The organism is Nitrosovibrio sp. Nv17 (assembly GCF_900119085.1).
Classification (GTDB): domain Bacteria; phylum Pseudomonadota; class Gammaproteobacteria; order Burkholderiales; family Nitrosomonadaceae; genus Nitrosospira.
Map to the genome: position 1 here is coordinate 12,062 of NZ_FPIQ01000010.1, position 22,519 is coordinate 34,580.

Sequence of the window (22,519 nt, forward strand, 5' to 3'; positions counted from 1 at the left end):
ACGATAAGATGCAAAATATTGTATTTTTATGGATACGTTTCGGTTAGTGCACTTCCTCCACTTTGATCGTCGCAATCGATATTCCGTCGTAAAAGATCTCAACATCTGTGTACTTAGGATTATGCGGAGCGAGTATCTTGTCGTAATGACATTGGATCCAGGTCACAATCTGAGGCCACATGCCTGGTCGTTGGATGAGATGAAGGTCAAGTAAGAGGATGCTTGGGTTGATTCCTTGTGGCTCTTTCACGCATAGCTCTCCCTGAGTTCCAGGGTTTCCAACGAGAATTTCACCAATTACATGAAAGCCATCCGGTTTGGGTGGCATCAGATCAATCCATGCATACCAATTCTTGGTTTCCATAGCACATCTCCTTATTCCGCAAGTGGGTTACTCGAAATGCTCTGCCTGTACTCGCATTCACGTGCAGAGCGGTTTCCTGGAAATCATGTTCACGGGACTATACGAAGATCGAGAGCCCCGATGGGCAGCGATGTTGCTTCAACGATGTCACCGGATTTGTTAATTGCGTTCAGACGTATTTCAACTGGCCGACCCCGGAGTCCCAAGCTATCTACGGCTTCCGTTATATCGATGTGCTGGGTAGCCTTCCGACTGTGATGGTGCCCATGATGGGCGCTATGTAGGCCCTCTGCGCCAAAAATTCCAAAGGATCCACCGAATGCCTCACGATCAGCTGTTGACGGATCACGAACAAACAGGTCAACCATGAATGACGTGCCCTCCCGGTCCACGTCATGTATCTCTACGACTATCCGTGGTTTACGGTCGTGAATGGTGTCTACCCGCGCGTTGAAAAGCACGCTTCCCTCAGCGCCGATGCGGGTGGGTAGGGGGCAGGAGAATTCATCTAAGCCCTCATACGTATAGTCAAGACGCGGAGACGACAGATCGAGCGTATCAGCGATTGTCCAATCAGAAAAGCCTGGGAGCGGCTGGGACAGAAGCTCCATAGGTAAAGTACGCGTGGGATTGCACTTCTGCCAGATCGCCCACTGCCGATCCACTGTTGCGTGATGCGACCAGAAGATCGGATCATAGGCTGCCCGCGATACAGTTGACATATCGCCTTGGGGGCCACCTATCCAAACATGGACGCTGTTATGTGGTCCTTCCAACCGGTTGTTGAAGTCGAGATAGCTATCACTGTTGTCCATGGCGAGAAGAACTGATGATGCATAACTGCGAAGTCGATGCGGATGGTGCGGTGGGGTGCGGCGGGTCTGTCGGCTGCGGTCCTCAATAGGCCCCGACGCTAAAGGATTTGACTGTATCTCGTTGTCGATGAACGTGGGATCGGTGTGAGCAGGTGCCATTCCTTGGGCGATTGAAGCGATTGACGTCCAATCCCAAAATGGGAGCGTAACATTTGGGTCGATTGACTGCAGTTCACTTTCGAACATACGGATATAGGCCCTATGCCAAGGCAGAAAAAAAGGAGTTCCATGAGGGCAATGGCGGCGTGGCATCCCATGAAAGCCTGCGAGGTCGATAAAACTGGGAGCTTCCTCTCTTCGTTGAAGCTCAGCCATAGATCTTCTAAGGGCAAGCAGCTGATCCGCCGTAAGGGATCGAATTTCCTTTCTTATATGCATCAGTCAGTTTTCCCTGGTCCAAAAGACCTAAAATGAGTCCGCGTCCCCGTGGGCCGATGTTCTTGATGGATGAATTGGCCCCTGTGTCATGTGTGTATCGTATACTCCTCAACCTGAAGAAAAGATGAGCTATCGGGTAACTGGACCTTAGTTCTCACCGTTTTACCCAGGATGATTGAAGCCCCCAAAATCTACATTAACCTTAACCATTTTGTCATCACCCGTTCGGGTGATAAGAATGGAGGCAGGAAGGGGCGGGGAGCTTGATGCTTGCATGAATGACTGCATTCATCTATGCTTGCAGTCATCGAAGGCGGATGAGAGGTGTTGAATCATGGCAATCTTGACTGTAAGGAATGTGCCCGATGACGTGCATCGGGCCTTGCGCGTGCGTGCGGCCCAGCACGGCCGCAGCACGGAGGCGGAGGTGCGGGAGATTCTGGCGGCCGTGGTCAAGCCGGAGAAGCGCGTGCGTGTGGGCGAAGCTCTGGTAGCCATCGGCCGCAAGATCGGGCTGGCCAATGAGGATTTCGCCGTCTTCGAGAATGTGCGTGACAAGACGCCCACCAAGCCGCTGAGTCTTGATTGAATGATCGTCCTGGATACCAACGTCGTTTCCGAGGCGATGAAGCCGGAGCCAGATGTGGCCGTGAGGGCCTGGCTGAACGACCAAGCGGCGGAAACCTTGTATCTGTCGAGCGTCACGTTGGCCGAATTGCTGTTTGGCATCCGGGCGCTACCGGCGGGCAAGCACAAGAACATGCTCGACCGTGCCCTGACCGAGCTGCTGGAACTGTTCAAGGATCGGGTGCTTCCGTTCGACACGGATGCAGCGCGCCACTATGCTGACCTGGCCGTGATGGCCAGGAACGTCGGGCGTGGCTTTCCGACGCCAGACGGTTACATCGCGGCCGTTGCGGCATCGCGGGGCTTCATCGTGGCATCTCGCGACACATCGCCCTATGAAGCCGCCGGTGTGACTGTCATCAACCCTTGGAAGGACGCATAGGACAGGGCCAGCAATCTTGCGTTCAAGCGCGACGTCATCCAGCTCTGGGGGTCGGCTCATATCCGGGGCAATTCAGAAGGTGGTTGTGCGAATTCGCCGGGCACAGCACAGGATAGTTATCCCGTTCATGCGTGGCCCCCCATTGTCATGTGGCAACAGTAATACGGGCTGCGTGCGAACGTCGTGCGGGACGCACGACAATTTCGACCTGCTGGTCAAGCGAAACCAAGGCCTGCATCAGACGCTCAAGCGAAATATTCTGGAGCTTGTAGCGTCGCACCTGGGACACTTTTGGCTGCGTCATGCCAGTGATGCGGGCGGCCTCGGTCTGGCTGAGGCCGCGTTTGTCGATCAACGCGTTCAACTTGACTGCTAAGACAGCTTTTGCCGACAGCTCTTCCGCATCATCGAATCCGAGGTCTACCAGGACGTTGTCAGTACCCTGAGGATGGCTTTTACGCGTCATCTCGATCTCCCGCTCGCTCCATAACGGGCGAGCACTGTCTTCAACCGCTTCTCGATCAACTCCACATCCGGCTGCGGTGTGGCGATGCCAGACCTGGATTTCTTCTGAAACGCATGCAGGACATGCACCGCATCGCCGACGCGCACGGTATAGACCGCACGAAAGGTGTCGCCCCTGTGATCCTCCACCAGCTCATAAACCCCGGAGCCGAGACCTTTCCAGGGTTTCGCCGAGTCGGGTGTGCGGCCCAACTGCACGACGAACAGCGCGACGCCCATATCCTTCTGGACAGAAACGGGGAACTCCTTGAAATCCTTTTTCGACGAACTTTCCCAGTAAAGGAGCTTGCGTTTCTCAGACATGGATTATACCCGTTCGGATATGAAGTACAAGAGCCGGATTGCCGCCACAGCATCGCGGCAATCCGGCCCGCACCGGCCGAGATTGGCTGTGTCGGCAATGGTCATTTTAGCTTCTGTGGTAGGGATAATTCTTACTAAATATATGGCTGTGTCAGATCTGGGAGATCATTACTTCGGCGATGACAGCTATTTTGACTGGTGGATAGTTTCAATATAAGCTGGGCTTATTGTCTAGATTATTCAGGAAAAGAGATGCGTGAAGTCGGTGCCTTCGAAGCCAAGAATAAGCTTGGTACCTTGCTCGACTGGGTCGAGAAAGGTGAAGAAGTTATCATCACACGGCACGGCAAAGCGGTAGCCCGGCTGATTCCCAATACTGCTGCCCATGATGCCAACAAGGTGGTGGCTGCCGCCAAGCGCATCCGTTCCCGGGCTGAAGCGCTCAAAAGCGGTGTATTTGATTGGCGCGAGTGGAAAGGCTATCGTGATGAAGGCCGTGCGTGACTCTGGTGCTGGACAGTTCGTCACATCATCCTGGCTCTATAGTGACGAGCTGAATCCTGCCACGCAACAGGTTTTCAATCGCGTCGTGACCGACGGCGCATGGGTGCCTTCGCTCTGACGACTTGAAGTCGCCAATAGTCTGCAAGGAGCCGTCAGACGGCGGCGCATCAGCCCGGAATTTCGTGACGCCGTCCTCATTGATCTTGCGCTGCTCGATATCACCATCGATCCGGATACCGATACCTTTGCCTGGTCAGCGACGCTGCGTCTGGCCGAACGCTGTGGGCTCACCCCCCTACGATGCCGCTTATCTGGAATTGGCCCAGCGTCTTGAGCTTCCCCTGGCCACGCTCGATCAGGAATTGCGCACAGCCGCAAGCAAGCTTGGTCTCTCCCTGTTGGAATGCTGATAGATGAACAATGATTTCGTTACTCCTTCCAATCAATGTTCTGACTGGAGAAGATTTCGGCGTCAGTACAGTGAAGGTCGATTTCGAAAAATAGCGTTGTCATGTACGATCCAGGCAAGGTTCAGCCGGAGACCTTTACCCCGCCGACTCATCCGGCTACCGCGTTTGCGGATTTAAATGTGGGTACTAGAGGCAGGGGAGAATCTGCCCCAGGTGGGTAACGACCGTCTGCGCCCCTGATTCGGGCCGATCTCCTTCGGGCCGATACAGTATATTCCTGCCTACGCCCGCGGCAATACCCGCCTCGATGTCCGAGGGCTTGTCGCCCACCAGGATCGACCTGTTCAAATCGACGCCGAATTCCCTGGCAGCGAGCAGGATCATTCCGGGAGCGGGTTTCCTGAAATGGGATTGCCTCCTGTATTTGCCCACTGCGTGTTCGGGGTGGGTTGGGCAGTAGTATACCTGATCGATTTCGGCGTTCTCATGTTTGAAAATTCCGCGCATCCAGTCGGTCAGATTGGCAAAGTCCTGCTCCGTATAGTAGCCACGGCCGATGCCGGCCTGGTTGGTGATGACGAAAATGAGGTAGTTCAACCGTTTGGCATGCCGGCACAGATCGAAGATGCCATCGGTGAATTCCATGTCCTCGGGCTTGTGGACGTAGGCCCGGTCGACATTGATGACCCCATCGCGATCCAGGAAGAGGGCCGGGCGTTCCATCGAGGAAGGATCGATCACGAAAGGATTTCGGTGAACGCGGTCTGAGCGCGAAGGTAGTCCTCGGGTATACCGATATCCATGAAGAATCCTTCGGATACGAACAGATCGAAGCGCTGTGTCATGACGGCGGATTCCAGGAAGTCGCTTTCCAGCGAGAACGCGCGGCCCGGTTCATGACGGTCGAGGATGTCAGGGGGGAATATGTAGCATCCGGCGTTGATCAGTCCTGGCCCGGGAATATCCTTGCCCACGAATCGCGTGATCCGCCGATCCCTGGCTTCCAGTCGTCCATAACGGGTAGTGTCGGCGACGTTCCTTCCGACGATGATCGGGAAGCGGTTGGCCTGCCAATGCGCCTCGGCTTGCGCGACCTCCAGGTCCAGGAAGGTATCGCCATTGAATACGAATGCATGGTCGGATTCGCAGCGTGCCAGGGCTCGTCGCAGTGCGCCGCCGGTCCCCAGGGGCTGCTCTTCGATTTCGTGGAGCAATCGCATGCCTGCGAAGCTGCCGCCAAAGTGTGAAACGATCGTGTCGGCTCTGTATCCCAGGGAGAGGATGATGCGGGAGAACCCCTTCTGCGCCAGCACACCGAGGATGATTTCGAGGAAGGGTCGTTCCCCGATGGGCGCCATGGATTTTGGCAGGTCTGGCACCACTGCCCGCAATCGGGTACCCAGGCCTCCCGCCAGAACGATCGCTTCCATCAGGCGGATGGCTTGAAGAGGGTGCTTTCGATCAATCCGCAGATGATGTGGCCCAGCACGAGGTGGCCCTCCTGCACCTTGGGTGTATCCGCACTCGGTACCTGCAAGACGTGATCGCACAGTTCAAGCATCGGCCCGCCGCGATTCCCCGTCATGCCGATACGTATCAGGCCCCTCTCCCGCGCTGCTTCGAAAGCGTGCAATATGTTGGGGGACTTCCCGGAGGTGGAATAACCGATGAATACATCGCCCTCGTTTCCCTGCGCCTGTATCTGGCGGGAGAACAGGTTCTCATACCCGTAGTCGTTTCCGATCGCAGTGAGGATGGAGGTATCCGTGGTGAGCGCAATGGCGGAAAGTCCTGGCCGATCGAAGGCGAAGCGGCTCACGAGTTCCCCCGCGATATGCTGCGCATCGGCGGCGCTGCCGCCATTGCCGGCCAGCAGGATCTTGTGGCCAGCCTTCAGACTGTCGATGCATGCCCTGGCAGCGTTGCTAGTGACGGACAATATCTCCTCGTCCGCCAGCATGGTGGAGATGATGCGCTGCGCTTCGGCCATCTGCCGTGAAATATATGTTTTCATCATATCTTCCATGCCTGGGTTCCGTGCTTGGTGAAGTGGCAGTTGCTGATCTGTCCCTGGAAGCGGCTCAGTTCCCTGATGACGTTCATCCTCCTTACCGGAGGCACGAAGAAGATCATGAAACCGCCCCCGCCCGCTCCGGAGACCTTGCCTGCCTGGGCGCCTGCCCTGATGGCGGCATCGTAGATTTCCTCTATATAGGGATTGGAAACGGTCCTGGCGGAGCGCTTCTTGCTTTCCCATCCCTGGAGCATGCTGTTGACGATGCCGTCAAAATCCCCCTTGAGCAGGCATTCCTTCATGATCAACGCTTCCCGCTTGAGGCCATGCATGGCTTCCACGGCGTCGATGAGCCCGGCCTGCACGTTGGAGCTCTGATCGGCGATGATTCGTGCGGATTCCCGGGAGACTCCGGTATAGAACAGGATCAGGCAGGCTTCCAGTTCGCAGATGATCCAGTTCTTTATGCGCAACGAGTTGACGACGACTCGCTCATTCGCATAGAACTCCATGTAATTGAATCCTCCGAACGTCGCCGAGTATTGATCCTGCCTGCCACCCTGCAGGTTGCAGTCGATGCGTTCGATCCGGTACGCAAGCTGGGCGATGGTATAGTCGTCCAGCGGAAGGTTCAGCAGTTCAGCGAAGGCGCGAATCATCACGACCACGAGTGTCGATGAGGAGCCGAGGCCCGAGCCGGCTGGCGCGTCGCAGAACGTGCTGAGTTCCAGGGGAATCGGCTCTCCGTTGTTGAAATCCCGGATGATCGCGCGATAGACGGCCTTGTGCAGATCAAGGCTGCCGTCGATCTCCAGGGAATCGGAGAGGAGTTGCGTGTTTTCCATTTGCTGGTCCGTGGCTACGAAGCGGACCCGAGGTTCCTGCAATGGCCTGATGACCGCGTATGCGTATCGGTCTATCGTTGCGCTCAGCACGCATCCGCCGTACAGGTCGCAGTAGGGGGCCACGTCCGTTCCGCCCCCTGCGAGGCCCAGGCGCAACGGCGCGCGCGCACGGACGATGGTGTTGTTCTGGCGCGTACTATCCAATTCGCAATGGCTCGAGCTCATCGAAGGCGGAAGCCATGATATCCGCGGTGAAGCGGCTTCGTATCGCTTCCAGGCCGGTGCCCGCCTGGAGCAGCCAGTAGGCATCGTCCGTCAGGAGTTGGGCGGCCATCATGGCGAATTCCATATCGTTGTCGGCGACGCAGACCGAATCGTTCAGACAGGCCAGTCCCTGCATTCCCACACGGGTCGTGACGACGGGGCGGCCCACGGCCAAGGCCGCGACGACCTTGTGCTTGATGCCAGCACCGAATCGTAATGGTACCACGGCCACCCGACAAGACCGGTAGGCGGCAGCAAGCGCTTCGTCCGGCAGCCAGCCGGATATGTCGATGCCTGCCTCCGCATCGGATCGCTGCCGTATGGAAGCGGGGATCCCGGAGCCGACTACGCGCAGGGTGGCTGCGGGGCAGTGACGCCGAATCTCGGGCCATATCGTTTGAATCAGCCACTCCGCTGCATCGACATTGGGGGGATGGCGGAAATTGCCGATGAACAGGATGCCCTGGGCGTCTGGAGGGGAGGCGTCGGGCGGCGGCGTTTCCTCGAAAAAATAGGGTATGACGCTTCGGGCGTCGGCCTTCGGCACCATGGAGTGGACGACTGCGACTTCCTCAACCGAGGGGTAGTAGACGCAATCGACATTTTCCTAGATTCTCGATTCCATCTTTCTGTAGCGTTCGGAGAGCCACGACAGCTCCGGCGCCCCGGTCAACTCCGCCTCGGATCGAAGACGGGCAAAGTGAAGATCATGCCCGTAAAAGAGTATTCTCGGGCTTCCATACCGCCTGAGGATGGGCAGGAAAGCAGTACACACGGCGGGCCGGCTGAGCAGCACATGGGAGTATCGATGCGCATTGGCGCGCCACCAGGCTTTGAAGCCCTGCGGTGAATGATTGAAGGAGAGCGTATCTATCCCTTTCTTTTTCAGAAAAGCTTCATCTTGTATATCGGCGCGGCCATCCTGAGGCCAAAGCGTCACACCCCAGCCCGCGCGAAGAAAAAGCTCCATGAACTGAATTACCGTGATTGCGCCTGCATTGTGATTCGGTTGGGGGATACATTGCTCGATGAACAGACTCTGTCGCTGAGCATACGTCGGATTGCGACAGTCCATGCAGGGGGTCCGCGATGCGAGAAGGTGGGGTTTTATGGCGCCGGATCCCTTCATTGAGAAGGGATCACGTACGAACCTATCGAGACTCATTAGAACCCAGGCCAGTCTGGGATATGTAAGGATGAGCAACTTGAGTCCTCTGCCCAAGCGTTTCAGCACAGCTCCAACTCTAGAATTTGCCTGGACCGATATTCGCCGATCCGATCTCGATGATAAAAGAAACCGTTTATTTTTGTTCCTGTGCCTGATACTGGAATCAGTTTGTCATCCTTTCTCTCCGCGTAAAGATATCCAAGGGATACCATGAGTTCTTGCAGGCCTGCTTGCCTGTTTCCCCCTTCCGTCATGATAAGAGGTGTGTGTGAGCTTAACGTCGTCATCGCTCCCTTGAGAATTTGATATTCCAGCCCTTCGACATCCAGCTTGATCGCATGTATCCCATGATTGGGTATCAGACCAGGGGAGTTGGAAATCACATCATCCAGTGTCTGTACCGGTACTTCAAACTCGCATATTTTCAGTGTGACGTCATCAACATTCGGCATCCATCGAATAATGGAGTGATGTATATTTTGCGCCAGGGAGTCAAGATGGGGATTGGCTGATGCTGAGGTGAGTGCAGTCAACGCGGTACCATTCACTACCGGAACGTTGAATCTCAATATGTCCGTACTGCTGGATAAGGCCATCATCACGTAGTTGTAGAGATGAGGTTTCAAACGGGCGATCCTCTCCAGACAGTCGCGATAGAGGGGAATGGCTTCGAACGATACGACTTTACAGGAAGCGCCTGCTGCCCATATGGATCCCGCGGAATAGCCCCAGTTTGCTCCCACGTCCAGTATTGCCGCGTTCCCGTCTTGGAAGGATCGGAAGATGATGTAATCTTCGTCGTGAGGCTCCTTTCTTGAGAGCATTTCCTCAACGTAATCTGGATGCCCATCAAGGCGAACATTATTCAAATCTGCGATAACGAGATCATTTCCACGGTCGCCTTGCACATAGAATCGATGAAGGGTATGGGATATCTCATCATACAGCCGGGGGTCATGTTTCTTGATCAAGGGTCTCACTCCTGTTTCCGAGTTTGGTTATGTGGATTGCATGACTCCGAGTATCGATCTCTTTCATTCACCTGATGCCGGATGATAGGAATTTCTTGGCGCGAGGCAAGGGGGCCGATCGAAAGATCATGGAGCCTCATGTGCATGAGGCTTCGATAAAAATCTGACTCTGAAAAAAATACGCCAGTTGATGAACCCGATGAATTCAAAGCGATACTGAGGAACGCGTGGCACCCACTCCATGAAAGCCTTCGTTTCCCCGAGTGTCGCCACATAGGGCCAGTCGTCGAACATCAGGATGGCACCGTCGCTCAGCCGGCCGGTGATGAAATCCAGGCATTCAACGGCGGGAGCATAAAGATCGCAGTCAACCTTGGCAAAGGCTATGTTTCCAATATTCCTGGCTTCCGGCGTCCTGAAGCTGTTGGAGAACCATCCCTTGTGCAAGTGCAGATGCTTACGTTCCGAATGCCTCAAAGTTTCCCGTACCAGTTCCAGCGAATATGAGTACTGTCCTTTCTCCCAGCCATCGCCATCATTTTTTCGATCCGGTTCCGGCAATCCCTCGAAGCTGTCGAACCCGTGCGTTTCCCGGTAAATATTGTTCCGGTCCATATGATCAAGAATGTCCGCCAGCCAGCTTCCGGATGCAACCCCGAATTCGACGACCGCACCCTGTACTTCTTCCTTATCAAGCGTGTCGAGGAGGTCACAGCACAGCTGATGAATCTGGTGTATGGCGAAGCCGTTGATGGCGTCGGCGTACTTGGATCCAAGCGGGAAAGATGTGCCGAGCACAGCGCCGGGGTAGGCATTGCGGATGCCCATGGTCCGGTACATGAACAGGTTGTAGTCAAGAATTTGATTTCCTACCGCACTGGAATACAGGCGTTCAAGTTTATTGTTTGCCAGTCCTGATATGACCAGTCGATTCAATAATCTAGTTGTCCATCCTGGCATGAGTTTCTCCACTCTCCCATTTCACGGTTTATCGCTTGCCACCTCATCATAAATTGAAGCGGCTGCTTTTATCTGTGAATTATGTTACGAAAAATGAAGTATTTTTTTATTAAAATTGGTTGAGATGAATGGAATCGTGATTCCGGTCTTGAATCACATAATCCTCATGGTGATTCGTTAACTGCAGCGTTATTCTGAGATGCTGTTTTTTTTCCAGGCTTTCCTTTTCGATTCTCTCCATGGATTTCTTCAGCTTTTCCTTCAGGGAATGATGTTGCGTTTGTAATAGGCCGATCGCCGTTTCGAGCCCGGAAAGACTGGAGACGACCAGCGTTGGCTCTCCCAGGAATTTATCGAATATTCCTCTCATTTTATCCACACTGGTATATCCTTTTCCTGTTCCCATATAACATATCGCGGTGACCCGATTTCTGAAGGAGGCCAGCGCCAGATGCATGCGGCCACTGACGATTATGTCGAATTCTCCAATCAGATTCAGTATTTCCGGGTAGGTGATCATGGGATCCAGAAGAAGGATGTTGGATGCATGGCCGCTGTTTTGAAGCCACTGCCGTGCCTGTTCCTGGTAATAAGAGTCCGAGGGGAAATTTTTCCAATGCCGGGTATCATTCGACATCAGGACAAAACAGGGATTCTCGACAGAGCGAGCCAGTACGGTCAGGACGTCTGCTACGTATCGTTCACGGCTCTTTGAATTATGAACATCGGAGAACGACCGGAACGCGTGTTCGCTGAAGTTCAGCCCGATGATCGTCTTTCCCTGCCGTTTCGCATTCACCAGCGCCTCTCGCACATTCCGGCATAAGGCTGTTTCGGTCTTCTCGCAGAAAATGAAGAAATCAGGGAAGTACTCCGCCTTTAACCGGGTTTGTGCTTTGAAGCGCTCGAGAGAATGGAGGTCGCGCAGATAGAAGCGGGCCTCCGGGATCTGCAGGAGCCGATCGATTATGGCAGGGTCGACGCTGGAGCGGAAGGAGCAGAAGACATGTACTGCAGCCCCAGCAGTCAGGGCCGCCCGTATCAGGTCCACGCGCTGCAGGCTTGCGTCGGTTCCGCAGGTACCATCGATCACATCTGCCCCGAGGATTAGTAATACGTCGTTGTGGGTAAGAGAGCCGTAGAAATCAGGATAAGGGCCGGTCTGTTCTTTGAACAGGCAGAATTGCTCAGTCCGTACGGTATCGCTCCACAGAGGGGATGATTCCAAAGTCAGTATGACGACATCGGTTGCGCTTGCCAGCAGGTTCAGGCACCCCCGCATCATGCCCTCGTCCCCCTTGCTGCCCGGGTTCGATGGAGCTGCGATGACATAGCGCTTTGCCCGTGCCTTTTCTTCCGTGAACGGAATCTTATGTCCGAGAGCACGCATCCTGTCCAGTTCCATATGCATCTGGTCATCGAATCCGATGGAGGCGAGAATACCCCGAACACGGTGGCTCTGGTTGGCTCGCAGCTGCCGGATTTCTTTGGACTTGATCAGCTCGGTCAGGTCGGCCGTCAAATCCGCATCGCTCAACCAGCCGGGCAGTACCTCGGTGATGGCCAACGGCAGGCCCCGCAGCGCATGGCGAGTGGCGACGATAGGTTTGCCATGCTGGATGGCTTCCAGTGTCTTGATGGCAATCCCGCCACCATTGGTGATGGGTAGTACCACGATGTCCGCCTGCTGGTAGATTTGGGCGATATCTCCGATGACGCCCAGGAAGTGCACGTTCTCGAATGTATTCTCAGGAAATGACAGTGATATGCTCCCGACGATGTCGAGGTGCGCTCCGGTACCTGTCACGGCGGGCCATATATCGTTGAGGAACCAGTACAGGCTGCGCTCGTTGGCCGGATTCCTGCTGGCCACGATCAGGAGTCTGACCGATGCCTCATCCTCGTTCTTCCGCATCTCCACTGCCTGCAAAGGCACGGGCGGCGGAATGGGAATGTAGTAGAAGAATTCTCCACGAGGCCTGTGTCGGCGAACCAGTTCGATCTCGTCCCGGCTCACCATGGTCACGCGGTCGGCGCGATCGATGATGCGCAGTTCTTCCTGCAGACAGGCACTGAAAGGTGCGGCTCGCAGCCGGGTATGACGGTGGTATTCGTGGCTCACGAAATTCAGGGATTGGATGTCGTGGGTATCCAGGAACAGGGGTTTGCTGTTGCAGAGTCTTTTTGCGGCGAGCAGCGAGAAGTAGTGGTTCACGTATACGTAGTCGACGTTGGCATTGGCAATCAGTTTTCGGACGATGGAGGGAGCGACGCACTGTTCGTAGAAGATGGGCATGAAGCCCGCAACGGTCCGGGGCAGGTCGCGCAGGTATCCCCTGGCGATGGCCAGCAGGGCGTATATCCGGGAACCCCGGCGCAGGTTGAAATGAAGGGAAGGGCCGATGTCATTCTCGACTTCAGCCAACTTGATGGCCACGGTCGCCGCATCATAGGGTATTTTATATGGTTGTAGCGCGACATCGATGAGGATCGCGCCCCTGTCGCGAAGAAGGGTGCTCAATTTGCCGAAGGTGGTGGCGCTGCCGCATTTCATCCAGTCCGGTCGGATGAACAGAACTTTCTCCGGGTTTTTCTGGGTCAGCGTGGTGCTGGCGAGCTCTTCATTCCAATCCACGTGTGACGCCCTGCGCGGCTGCAGGGGCATTTCATGGATCGAGTCAAAGTGCAAGGTACGATAGATGTGGAAGGATGACCGTGATGAAGGCGCATAGCCCGATCCATCGATCAGGATCCGCACGCCCCATTGGTCCAGGGAGTGCAATTTCCCCGCGCTCGATTCCTGGGCGTCCAAAAGGACCACGACGATGCCTTCCGGAATGATTCCAGCATAGAGGAACATCAGTTCAACCAGTCGGACGCCGGTATCGATGTTCCGGGCAAAGATGACCGCTTTCGCATCGGTACGGTTCCAGGTCAGCATCCATCGCAGCGCTCGATGATGATGGACATCGAGGCTGGAGAACCAGTAATAGGTCGTGGAAAGTCCGAGTTTTTTTCGTAGCGCCCTGAAGAATCTGGACAGCCTTTGTCTGTGAGGCACGGTGGCCCAGGGCGCGAGCGAGCGTATTTTCAAGGCATGGCCGTCGAGGCGGGGACCGCGGTACGGTCCAAGGACGCGTCCTTCGATCCGCGTTTGGTCTCCCAGGCACTCGTTCAGGCGCGTCAGATAGGAAAATGCCTTGTAGTCGTCCTCCCTGCCCGCCATCTCGAAGATCGCGTAGACATGGCGCGGCGGCCCTTGGTCTGTATGGCGATCGGGCGTATCGGGGATCATGGCACTGGGTTGTTCATTCGAAATTCTTGATGTCGAAGGAATTGTCATGTCCTGACAGGGTGAACAGCGGGAGACTGTGGCTGGGCCTGTACCTGCGGTGTCGCTCCCGACGTGTTTCCGGCGACGTACTGGGCCGTAATGGCGTCGGCCTCACCGAACGCCCGGATCCGCCCCCGCTCCATCCAGAGTACCTTGTTACACATCTTCTGGATGACCTCGTGGCTGTGCGAGGCGAGCACCACGATCTGCGCACGGCTGTGCAGGGCGCGCATGCGCGCCTCCGCCTTCTCCATGAAGGATGCATCGCCTACGCCGATGACCTCATCGAGCAGCAGGATATCGGGGTCCACAGCGGTCGAAACCGCGAACGCCAGCCGCAATCTCATGCCGCTGGAATAGGTCCTCAGGGGGAGGTCCAGGTGGTCGCCCAGCTCGGTGAATACCGCGATCTCTTCGGTCTTGCGCCGGATCTCGGCATCCTTCATCCCGAGCAGCAGCCCGCGGAGACGGATATTCTGCCTGCCGGTAGAGAGTTCGTCCATTCCCAGGCTGATGTCGAGCAGCGGCACGACGCGCCCATTCGTGTGGATCACACCGGATGTGGGGGGATAGATGCCTGCCAGTACCCGCAGGAGAGTACTCTTGCCCGCGCCGTTATGGCCGACCAGCCCTACCCGGTCCCCTTCCACCAGGGACAGGCTCAGATTGTCGAGGGCATGCACCACGACGACTCCGTCGTCGCCTTCCGCTATACGGTTGCGGCGTCCCAGGCTTGCAAGCCGCTTCTTCAGTGAGCGTCCGCCGACCTCGAAAACCGGCAGGTCGACGCTGACGTTCTCCAGCAGTATGCTGCTCATCGTGCGCCTATATCCAGTAGGGAATGCGCTTGAGGCAGCGCTCCGTCAGTGCCAGCGCCAGCAGCCATCCCGTAGCCGCCATGGTGCCGCCGATCATCCACGTCGCGAGACTGGGCGCATGGCCGATCAGGGGTTCGCGCACCAGATCCAGCAGATAGGCGAATGGATTGTAGTCCAGTACCCAGCGGTGCCGGTCGAGCATGCCGGGGGGGAACAGGATGGGGGTGACGTAAAAGGCCACTTGCAGCAGCGAGGCGACGATCTGCGGCAGGTCCCGGAAGCGTGCGGAAATGATGCCGACCACCTGCCCCATCCAGAGCGCATTGAGAATGAAGAGCATGAGCCCGGGGATGAAGAGGGGAAAGGTCGCCCAGTCCTTCGAGCCGAAGACGGTCAGCAGTACGATGACTATCAGGAAATTATGCATGAAAATGAGTATATTGCGCCATCCCACCTGCAGCATGAAGAGCAGCTTGGGTGTCGAGGTCTGGCGGATGTAGCCCGAGGAGCTGATGTAGGCGGTGCAGCCCTCGTTGATGATGCTGACCAGCAGGCTCCAGAAGACCAGCCCGATTCCCAGCATCGGCAGATAGTTTTCCATATCCTGGCCGAAGAGGGTGCCATACACCAGGCCGATGGTGCCCACGATCACGCCCATGCTGATGGTCAACCAGAATGGCCCGAGCTGGGAGCGGGCGTAGCGCTGGCGGATTTCCAGCCAGCCCAGCAGGGACCACAGCCGCCATGCGGCGAGGCTTGCGCTCAGATCCCGAAGGGCGGTCGGGAACATGCGGACACGGATCTCATGAAGGGAGATGGTATTCCAGAATGTGTCGGGATGGGGCTCTAACCGCACGCAGGAGCGGGTTTTCGTCGGGCGTTACGCTATTCTTGCAGATTTTTCCTTTGCGTGGGAGCCCGCCATACCGCGAGGATCGGGAGTCCAACGGATCTTTCGGAGGATGACGCGGCTTCGAGGGCCTCGAATATACCAGATAACCGCATGTTTTCCTGATGCAGCAGGTGACAAGCCGACAGCTTTGTCCGGAGCCGGCGAGGTATTCATCGCCGCTCGATCCCGGATCTGCGGATTGCAGAAATATTTTTGAAGGTATTGCATTTCCTCCGGAAGCGAATATAATTACGAATCATTCTCATTAATGGTCGCGGAAGGAGTGCGAGATGGAAGAGTCGGGCGTGGTTCCGGAAGTGGATGTTAATAAAAGAAATTTTGCCATGATGAGGCAGAATGAGCAGATTTACAGCGATACCCTTTTTCGTCACGGGGACGAGGTATTTATTCAGCATCAGGGGGAGCAATACCGTTTGCGCCGTACCCGCAACGGGAAATTGATCCTGACCAAGTAATGGACTACCAGATATAACACGCTTATCATGTATATTTGTGTCTGCAAGGGTGTAACCGACAATGCAATTCGCGAGGCTGTCCACAAGGGTGCCGACCGGATGCGGGATCTGAAGGCTACCTTGGGCGTCAGCGAGCAATGCGGGGTATGCGCTTGTCATGCCAAGGAGGTGCTGGAGCAGGCACTGATGCAGAGGACCATGGTGCAATACCAGTCCTCATAAACCCACTCGCCGCGTGCGAGATCTCACCTGAGGAGGCAAAGCATGAAAAGCAGTGCAGACATCATTCAATGGTTGAATCGCCAGTTGCAGCACGAACTGACGGCCATCAATCAGTATTTTCTCCATGCACGCATGTACAAGAACTGGGGATTCAACCAGTTGGGCAAGCATGAGTATGACGAATCCATCGAGGAGATGAAGCATGCGGACCTCCTGATCGAGCGGATTCTGTTCCTGGAGGGCCTGCCGAACCTGCAGGAGCTGGGCAAGCTTCTGATCGGCGAGAAGGCGGAGGAATGCGTGGCCTGCGATCTCCAGCTCGAGACAATTTCCCGGGAGACGCTGATCTCCGCCATTTCTGCGTGCGAGGGCGCGAAGGATTACGTATCCCGGGAGCTCTTCCAGGAAATCCTGGAAGATACCGAGGAGCATATCGACTACCTGGAAACCCAGTTGGACGTGATACAGAAGGTGGGGATCCAGAACTGGCTGCAGAGCCAGATGTAACCGCATCGCCGTTCCGCCGGCCTTTGCGGCCGACGGAACGGCCGCGCCCCGAGGCGCCGTTTCGTCCAGTGAAGCCATCCATGATCGATCACCATCAGCGCCGTGACGGCTGTCCGGCCGACTCCGTTAGGGCGGCGCGCCATGCAGGAGGCCGGTTTGCGGCGCTGGTCGTGTTCTTCCTCGGCTGCTGGGCGGTACTTCCGGCGCAGGCGGCGGTACGCGAATACTGGATCGCGGCGGAAAAGGCGGCATGGAACTATGCGCCTTCGGGGCAGAACCGGATCAGGCCGGAGGCGGGTCTCGGCGTGTGGGGCGAAACGCTGTCGTACACCAAGTACCGCTATGTCGGGTATGCCGACGGCAGCTACGCCAAGCCCCTGCCGCAGCCCGAATGGATGGGCATCCTCGGTCCCCAGTTGCGCGCCGTGGTGGGCGATACGCTCAAGGTACACTTCCTGAACCGGACGGACAGGCCGCTGTCGATTCATCCGCATGGCGTGTTCTACAGCAAGGACAACGAGGGTGCCGATGGAGACGCCGCGGGCGCGGCCGTGCCCCCTGGAAAGGCCCACACCTATACCTGGATCGTAGACGAGGATGCCGGTCCCGGCCCGGCAGACCCTTCATCCATTGCATGGCTGTACCATTCCCACGTGATGGAAGAGGAGGAAGCGAACCTCGGCCTCGTCGGCACGATTCTGGTGACGCGCGGAGGAATGGCGCACTCCGACTCGAATCCTGCGCCCCGGGATGTGGACCAGGAGTTCACCGCCCTCTACATGATCTTCAACGAGGAAGAGGGCAACGAGGGTGGAATGAAGCACGCCATCAACGGCCGGATTTTCGGCAATCTGGAAGGCTATGAAACACGCATCGGCCAGCGTGTGCGCTGGCATATCGTCGCGCTTGGCAACGAGACCGACAATCATACGGTGCATTGGCACGGGCAGACCGTGCTCGTTCGGGGCCACCGCACCGACGTGGTGGAGGTGCTGCCGGCCAGCATGATCTCGGTGGACATGGCCCCGCGTTCCGCGGGCGACTGGCTCTTCCACTGCCATGTGGACGATCACATGATGGCAGGCATGTCCACGCGCTGGTACGTCCGGCCCTGAAGCCTGGGCATCTTGCTCATCCGGCACCGACCCGCCCGGGGGGGCTTTCCGAAGGCAATCATGCAAGGAGGCGCGCCACGATGCCGCATGCGCTCCTGTAAGATCCTACAGCTATTCTGAATTCCCGTTCCGTTGTCTCATAGGGTGGTCATCGGGGGCAGGCACCCCGCCTGGAATCCCGGCATCGGCTCAAATCCCGGCATCGGCTCAAGCGAGAGAGGGCGTCATCCCGGGAGCGGCAATGTCGGGGTGGCGTCCGGCCGTCCACTCCGCCGAAGCCGTATTCCGCGTGAGGAATGGATTGGAGCCGCTGGCGAGCGAGTCCGGAAGGGAAGGCAGTCCGATGCCATCGGCAGCCCTGGGCGATCACCGAAAATGGGTTTGCCAAATCCATTTCCGCATCGGAGAATGAGGGTCGGGAACATCGACAGGAATTTCGCCCTGCGAGAGATGACGATGCAAATCATACTTGCCCGGTACGGGAACGGCCTGCTGGAGCGGCAGGAGATCATGGCGATGTATCGATTGCGGCATGACATTTTCCATGATCGGCTGGGATGGGAGGTGACCGTCGACAATGGCATGGAGCGCGACGAGTTCGACCATGCCGATCCGGTCTATATGCTGGCGAAGGACGCCGAGGATGGAGTGATGGGCTGCTGGAGGCTGCTCCCCACCACGGGACCCAACATGCTGCGCGACGTCTTTCCACAATTGCTGCACGGGCAGCCGGCGCCCAGCCGGGCCGACGTGTGGGAGCTGAGCCGGTTTGCCGTGCTGCTGCCCAGGCATGAAAGCGCGGGATTCGGGTTCAGCGCCATTCCCGTGGAGATGATGCGGATTCTGTTTTTCTTTGCCAGGGACTATGGAATCAAGCGATACGTGACGGTGGCCACCGTGGCCGTGGAGAGATTGATACGCAAGCTCGGCGTCAATGTCTCCCGGCTGGGTGCGCCGATCAGGATCGGGCGTGTGATGACCGTAGCCTGCTATATCGAGATCGACGCCGTGACCGAGCTCGCGTTGTTTGGAGGGAGGGCCGGTCGTCCACAAAGGAAGGCTGCGTGAATATCCTGATGGTGGGAGAGAGGCGCAACGGACTGCATGTCCTGCAGTTGCTGCTCAGGAAATCCAGACACAGGCTGGCGTACAGATCGCTGGAGGATTGCTCCGATCCCGATCTGGAAAATTGCGACATGGTGCTGGTCGACGGCAATGTTTATGGTTGTGCCCAGCAGGCCAGCCTGCTGCAGTGGATCCGCGAGGCGCGGCGGAGGCGTCCCCATCTTCCCGTCACGGTGTTGAATGATGTCGGGTCTCAGTTGATGCCCGGCGGCCGCGAGGGCGACGGGGAGATCCCGCGCACATGCGGCATCTTCGAGTCGAGTAGCGGGATGTTGAGCATGCGCTGCCGTCTCCAGGAGATCGCCCTGGGTGAAACGGCTGCGTTGATGCGCGACGGTTGCGAGCGCGCCCCGCTGGAGCCCGTCACATTCGAGTATTCCAGTTCGACGTGGAATATGGCGGGAGTTTCAAAGAAGCAAGGCTAGCGGCCGGGGTTGAAGGGACGACGGTTTCCGCCGCCCGGCTGACCGTCAGCGTAACCTTCACGGTTTCTTCATCGAAATGCCATCTGCGGTGGCTAGTCTGGACGCACCGTGTTGTGCGATCCCGCAGGAGGTGACATGAAACCCGAGTTGCTCCAGGCACCCGCGCCATCCGCGGGCCAGGCCGATCCCCCGCCGCCGGAGCGGCGATCTGCGCAGGTGCAGGCTGCCGCAAGCTCCGTTGCCGTCCACCGCATTCCCGCGGACGAGCGCCGCGATAAAACCCTCCATCTGCCCGGTACCGCCGGTCTTTCCCGCAGGAGCGCGGGAGAGAATCCGCAGGCTGCACCCCTTGTCAGAATTCGAAAAAAGCGCTTCGGCTAGGCTGCTTCCAGGCCGGGTCGAGGAGTTGGGAGAGGCTGCCGAGGCGAAGCAGCAGGTGAACGTGCTGCACGCACTCATGCTGCACTACGAATCCGGTGAGATCGCAGACGAATATACGGATGAGATGGAGGCGGACCTGATGCGGCAGTTGGGCGATGTGGCCCATTCCCATGCGTGGTTCAGCGAGTAGCCGGCGCCTTTCCCTTTATTCCCCGTTTCCGGGCTGCTGAGGCATCCGGTTTCCTGGCGGCGGCCCGCCCGATGCCCGGGCGAGCCGATCCGGTTCGCCGCTATAGTGCTTCGGCGTGCGAGCTCAGGTATTCTGCAACGCCTTCGGGGGAAGCCTTCATGCCTGCATCCCCGGCCTTCCAGCCAGCGGGACAGACATCGCCGTGGCTTTCATGGAATTGCAGCGCATCCACTATGCGCAGCGTCTCGTCCACGTCGCGGCCCAGCGGCAGGTCGTTGACTACCTGATGGCGCACGATTCCATCCTTGTCGATCAGGAAGGTGGCGCGCAGGGCAACCCGATCAGGGTGGGCGACGCCGTAGGCGTGCATGATCTCGCCTCCCACGTCGGCAACCAGGGTGATGCCGACCGGGCCGATGCCGCCCTTGTCCACGGAGGTGTTGCGCCAGGCGTAGTGAGTGAACTGCGAATCCACCGAGATGCCGATCACTTCCACGTTGCGCTTGCGGAACTCTTCCGCGCGGTTGGAGTGGGCGATGATCTCCGAAGGGCAGACGAAGGTGAAGTCCAGCGGGTAGAAGAACAGCACGGCATACTTGCCGGCGATCTCGCTGCGGAGATTGTAGGCATCGTTGAAGCTGCCGTTCGGCAGAACGGCGGGTTTGGTGAAGTCGGGCGCGGGTCGGGTCACGAGTACGGTCATGATGGCGGATCTCCTCTAGGATCGGAATGAGTTCAATGCTTCATGCGCAAGAAGTATTCTATACGCACAGTGTCGCACATTGCGGGGAACAAATAAACTGCCTGCCGGCCAGCGCGTCCGGCCGGGCCGGTTTCATCCGGCGGCACGCAGTTCGCTAGGCGGATCGATCATCGTAGGTCCACCGGTTGAGCAGGGTACGCGCGGCATCGATGATTTCCGATGCGGTGAGGCCCACCGGGCCGCCCTGACGCGTCCGCAGCATATCCGCCGCGGCACCGTGCAGGTATACCGCCAGAAGCATGGCGCCTTCCGCATCCAATCCCTGCGCCAGGAGGGCGCCCATGATGCCGGACAGTACGTCGCCGGTTCCGGCGGTGCTCAGCCCGGGGTTGCCGCTGGCATTGACATGGCGCTTACCATCCGGCGCCGCGCAGACGCTGCCGGCACCCTTCAGTACCGCATGGCAGCGAAAGCGCTGCGCCAGGGTCCTGACAGCAGTCATGCGGTCGTTCTGGACGGCCGCGGTGCTGGTGTCCAGCAGTCGGGCGGCCTCGGCAGGGTGAGGCGTCAGGATGGAGGCGGCGGCGCGTTCCCGCAGCAGGCGGGCGAGACCGGAACGGGCGGCCACCAGATTCAGCGCATCGGCGTCCAGGATCAGGGGCAGGGAGGATTCCAGGGCGCAGCGCAGCCAGAAGTCGGCATCAGCCCCCATTCCCAGGCCCGGCCCGACGACCAGGCAGCTCAGAGAATCGAGTTTGAACAGCTCATGCACGGTACGCAGCATCAGTTCGGGCTGCATCGTGTCGATCCCGGGTACCGGGTTTCCGACCAGGCCGAGGTGCACGCGACCCGCACCCAGTTTCAAGGCGGCGGTTCCCGCCAGGATCGCTGCGCCCCGCATGCCCGGTGCTCCACCGACGATGCCGACACTGCCGAAGGTACCCTTGTGGCTGTCGGCTGGACGCCGAGGAGGCAGCAGTCGCTTCGCCCGTGCCTGGTTCAGCAGCCAGGATTCCGGCTCTTTCAGCGCACGCGCGTCCAGTCCGAGATCGCACACGAAGATCTCCCCGCAGTGTCCGGGACCCTCGTGCGTCAGCAAGCCGGCCTTGAGGCCGATGAAAGTGGCCGTGAGGGAGGCGCGAATCGCCGTACCGCGTACCTGGCCGGTGTCGCTGCCGAGGCCGCTGGGGACATCGAGTGCGAGCACGGGCAGGCGCAGGCGGTTGACGGTGTCGACCAAGGTGGCGTACCGGCCCTCCAGGCCCCGGTGTGCGCTGCTGTCCAGGCCGATCCCGAACAGGCCGTCCACTATGCCGTCCCAGTCCTCGTTCCTCGGTATCTCGGCGAGTATTTCGCCACCTGCGGCGCGCCAGGCATCCAGCATGCGCTGTGCGTCCGCGGAGAGCGCATCCCGCCTGCCGGTGAACACCAGCGTCACCTTGTACCAGAATTCACGCAGATGGCGCGCGACCACGAAGGCATCCCCGCCATTGTTGCCTGGTCCGGCCAGGACCAGCACTCTTCCCTTGTTTCCTTTCAGCAGCCGGTCGCGTGCCAGCGCTGCCGCCGCCAGGCCGGCACGCTCCATCAGGGCGGGGGACTCCGGCAGGGCCGCCGCAAGCGCCTCGATTTCGCGTATCGCCTCCGTGGCGTAGATGGGGATGCTTTCGCCGTCCGCCGCCCGATATGGCTTCCCGGGCGCCTGTGGAGCGTCGGTCTTCTCGTGTAGAATCACGTCTTC

At 58.0% G+C, this 22,519-nt stretch carries 28 protein-coding genes; 11 read left to right on the forward strand and 17 right to left on the reverse strand.

The window, feature by feature from the left end:
* Positions 1–43: 43 nt before the first annotated feature.
* Both BT108_RS07265 and BT108_RS07270 read right to left on the reverse strand, forming a co-directional pair.
* The gene (locus BT108_RS07265; protein ID WP_072293880.1) at positions 44–364 is read right to left on the reverse strand and encodes a hypothetical protein; all 321 of its coding nucleotides are present in this window, start codon (positions 362–364) and stop codon (positions 44–46) included.
* 89 nt (positions 365–453) lie between these two features.
* The gene (locus tag BT108_RS07270; protein ID WP_072293881.1) at positions 454–1,617 is read right to left on the reverse strand and encodes a tyrosinase family protein; all 1,164 of its coding nucleotides are present in this window, start codon (positions 1,615–1,617) and stop codon (positions 454–456) included.
* Positions 1,618–1,951: 334 nt separating this feature from the next.
* Here BT108_RS07270 and BT108_RS07275 point away from each other — a divergent pair, with 334 nt between their 5' ends.
* Positions 1,952–2,206 carry a FitA-like ribbon-helix-helix domain-containing protein gene (locus tag BT108_RS07275; RefSeq protein ID WP_072293882.1) on the forward strand — a complete coding sequence of 85 codons (255 nt, stop codon included), beginning with the start codon at positions 1,952–1,954 and terminating at the stop codon, positions 2,204–2,206.
* On the forward strand, positions 2,207–2,626 hold the full coding sequence (locus BT108_RS07280; RefSeq protein WP_072293883.1) for a type II toxin-antitoxin system VapC family toxin: 420 nt from the start codon (positions 2,207–2,209) through the stop codon (positions 2,624–2,626).
* Positions 2,627–2,771: 145 nt separating this feature from the next.
* On the opposite strand, the gene BT108_RS07285 is transcribed toward BT108_RS07280, so the two are convergent.
* Together BT108_RS07285 and BT108_RS07290 are read right to left on the reverse strand one after the other, a co-directional pair.
* Complete coding sequence (locus BT108_RS07285; protein WP_072293884.1) at positions 2,772–3,092, reverse strand: helix-turn-helix domain-containing protein; 321 nt, start codon at positions 3,090–3,092, stop codon at positions 2,772–2,774.
* Positions 3,089–3,454, reverse strand: a complete 366-nt coding sequence (locus tag BT108_RS07290; protein WP_072293885.1) for a type II toxin-antitoxin system RelE/ParE family toxin — start codon at positions 3,452–3,454, stop codon at positions 3,089–3,091. The genes BT108_RS07285 and BT108_RS07290 overlap by 4 nt, the downstream gene beginning before the upstream one ends.
* A 252-nt stretch (positions 3,455–3,706) precedes the next feature.
* On the opposite strand from BT108_RS07290, the gene BT108_RS07295 reads away from it, so the two are divergent.
* On the forward strand, positions 3,707–3,958 hold the full coding sequence (locus tag BT108_RS07295) for a type II toxin-antitoxin system Phd/YefM family antitoxin (RefSeq protein ID WP_072293886.1): 252 nt from the start codon (positions 3,707–3,709) through the stop codon (positions 3,956–3,958).
* A 596-nt stretch (positions 3,959–4,554) separates the two neighbouring features.
* Here the strand turns inward: BT108_RS07295 and BT108_RS07300 are convergent.
* From BT108_RS07300 to BT108_RS07350, 11 genes are all read right to left on the reverse strand, one after another.
* Positions 4,555–5,109: a D-glycero-alpha-D-manno-heptose-1,7-bisphosphate 7-phosphatase gene (locus BT108_RS07300; RefSeq protein WP_304528466.1), complete on the reverse strand. Its 555-nt coding sequence runs from the start codon at positions 5,107–5,109 to the stop codon at positions 4,555–4,557.
* A complete protein-coding gene (locus BT108_RS07305) occupies positions 5,106–5,798 on the reverse strand; it encodes a nucleotidyltransferase family protein (protein WP_143142438.1) in 693 nt (230 codons plus the stop codon). The genes BT108_RS07300 and BT108_RS07305 overlap by 4 nt, the downstream gene beginning before the upstream one ends.
* On the reverse strand, positions 5,798–6,385 hold the full coding sequence (locus BT108_RS07310) for a D-sedoheptulose 7-phosphate isomerase (RefSeq protein WP_304528467.1): 588 nt from the start codon (positions 6,383–6,385) through the stop codon (positions 5,798–5,800). Before BT108_RS07310 ends, BT108_RS07305 begins: the two co-directional genes overlap by 1 nt.
* Positions 6,382–7,431: a GHMP family kinase ATP-binding protein gene (locus BT108_RS07315; protein WP_255369649.1), complete on the reverse strand. Its 1,050-nt coding sequence runs from the start codon at positions 7,429–7,431 to the stop codon at positions 6,382–6,384. The genes BT108_RS07310 and BT108_RS07315 overlap by 4 nt, the downstream gene beginning before the upstream one ends.
* Positions 7,424–8,041, reverse strand: a complete 618-nt coding sequence (locus BT108_RS07320) for a glycosyltransferase family 4 protein (RefSeq protein ID WP_072293889.1) — start codon at positions 8,039–8,041, stop codon at positions 7,424–7,426. The genes BT108_RS07315 and BT108_RS07320 overlap by 8 nt, the downstream gene beginning before the upstream one ends.
* Before the next feature lie 57 nt (positions 8,042–8,098).
* Positions 8,099–8,566 carry a hypothetical protein gene (locus tag BT108_RS07325; RefSeq protein ID WP_143142439.1) on the reverse strand — a complete coding sequence of 156 codons (468 nt, stop codon included), beginning with the start codon at positions 8,564–8,566 and terminating at the stop codon, positions 8,099–8,101.
* Positions 8,567–8,718: 152 nt separating this feature from the next.
* Complete coding sequence (locus BT108_RS07330) at positions 8,719–9,630, reverse strand: FkbM family methyltransferase (protein ID WP_072293891.1); 912 nt, start codon at positions 9,628–9,630, stop codon at positions 8,719–8,721.
* Positions 9,631–9,756: 126 nt separating this feature from the next.
* The gene (locus tag BT108_RS07335; protein WP_072293892.1) at positions 9,757–10,566 is read right to left on the reverse strand and encodes a TylF/MycF/NovP-related O-methyltransferase; all 810 of its coding nucleotides are present in this window, start codon (positions 10,564–10,566) and stop codon (positions 9,757–9,759) included.
* A 133-nt stretch (positions 10,567–10,699) separates the two neighbouring features.
* A complete protein-coding gene (locus BT108_RS07340) occupies positions 10,700–12,886 on the reverse strand; it encodes a glycosyltransferase (RefSeq protein ID WP_218184842.1) in 2,187 nt (728 codons plus the stop codon).
* A 1,043-nt stretch (positions 12,887–13,929) separates the two neighbouring features.
* Positions 13,930–14,742: an ABC transporter ATP-binding protein gene (locus BT108_RS07345; RefSeq protein WP_072293894.1), complete on the reverse strand. Its 813-nt coding sequence runs from the start codon at positions 14,740–14,742 to the stop codon at positions 13,930–13,932.
* Between the two features lie 7 nt (positions 14,743–14,749).
* Positions 14,750–15,532 (reverse strand): ABC transporter permease, encoded by a 783-nt coding sequence (locus BT108_RS07350; RefSeq protein ID WP_072293895.1) that lies wholly within the window; start codon positions 15,530–15,532, stop codon positions 14,750–14,752.
* 392 nt (positions 15,533–15,924) lie between these two features.
* On the opposite strand from BT108_RS07350, the gene hemP reads away from it, so the two are divergent.
* The 8 genes from hemP to BT108_RS13535 all read left to right on the forward strand — a co-directional run bounded on the left by hemP (position 15,925) and on the right by BT108_RS13535 (position 20,075).
* A complete protein-coding gene (gene hemP / locus BT108_RS07355; protein ID WP_083566289.1) occupies positions 15,925–16,110 on the forward strand; it encodes a hemin uptake protein HemP in 186 nt (61 codons plus the stop codon).
* Between the two features lie 27 nt (positions 16,111–16,137).
* Positions 16,138–16,332 carry a (2Fe-2S)-binding protein gene (locus BT108_RS07360; protein ID WP_072293896.1) on the forward strand — a complete coding sequence of 65 codons (195 nt, stop codon included), beginning with the start codon at positions 16,138–16,140 and terminating at the stop codon, positions 16,330–16,332.
* A gap of 42 nt (positions 16,333–16,374) precedes the next feature.
* Positions 16,375–16,839, forward strand: a complete 465-nt coding sequence (bfr, locus tag BT108_RS07365; protein ID WP_072293897.1) for a bacterioferritin — start codon at positions 16,375–16,377, stop codon at positions 16,837–16,839.
* A gap of 80 nt (positions 16,840–16,919) precedes the next feature.
* Positions 16,920–17,954: a multicopper oxidase domain-containing protein gene (locus tag BT108_RS07370; RefSeq protein ID WP_083566291.1), complete on the forward strand. Its 1,035-nt coding sequence runs from the start codon at positions 16,920–16,922 to the stop codon at positions 17,952–17,954.
* A 408-nt stretch (positions 17,955–18,362) separates the two neighbouring features.
* Positions 18,363–19,022 carry an acyl-homoserine-lactone synthase gene (locus tag BT108_RS07375; RefSeq protein WP_255369650.1) on the forward strand — a complete coding sequence of 220 codons (660 nt, stop codon included), beginning with the start codon at positions 18,363–18,365 and terminating at the stop codon, positions 19,020–19,022.
* Positions 19,019–19,504, forward strand: a complete 486-nt coding sequence (locus BT108_RS07380) for a hypothetical protein (protein WP_072293898.1) — start codon at positions 19,019–19,021, stop codon at positions 19,502–19,504. Before BT108_RS07375 ends, BT108_RS07380 begins: the two co-directional genes overlap by 4 nt.
* A 135-nt stretch (positions 19,505–19,639) precedes the next feature.
* The gene (locus tag BT108_RS07385) at positions 19,640–19,885 is read left to right on the forward strand and encodes a hypothetical protein (protein ID WP_072293899.1); all 246 of its coding nucleotides are present in this window, start codon (positions 19,640–19,642) and stop codon (positions 19,883–19,885) included.
* A complete protein-coding gene (locus BT108_RS13535) occupies positions 19,854–20,075 on the forward strand; it encodes a hypothetical protein (protein ID WP_143142440.1) in 222 nt (73 codons plus the stop codon). The genes BT108_RS07385 and BT108_RS13535 overlap by 32 nt, the downstream gene beginning before the upstream one ends.
* A gap of 100 nt (positions 20,076–20,175) precedes the next feature.
* Here the strand turns inward: BT108_RS13535 and BT108_RS07390 are convergent, their stop codons facing one another.
* Together BT108_RS07390 and BT108_RS07395 are read right to left on the reverse strand one after the other, a co-directional pair.
* On the reverse strand, positions 20,176–20,778 hold the full coding sequence (locus tag BT108_RS07390) for a peroxiredoxin (protein ID WP_072293900.1): 603 nt from the start codon (positions 20,776–20,778) through the stop codon (positions 20,176–20,178).
* A 154-nt stretch (positions 20,779–20,932) separates the two neighbouring features.
* Entirely contained in the window at positions 20,933–22,513 is a 1,581-nt protein-coding gene (locus BT108_RS07395; RefSeq protein ID WP_255369651.1) for an NAD(P)H-hydrate dehydratase, read from the reverse strand.
* Positions 22,514–22,519 lie beyond the last annotated feature (6 nt).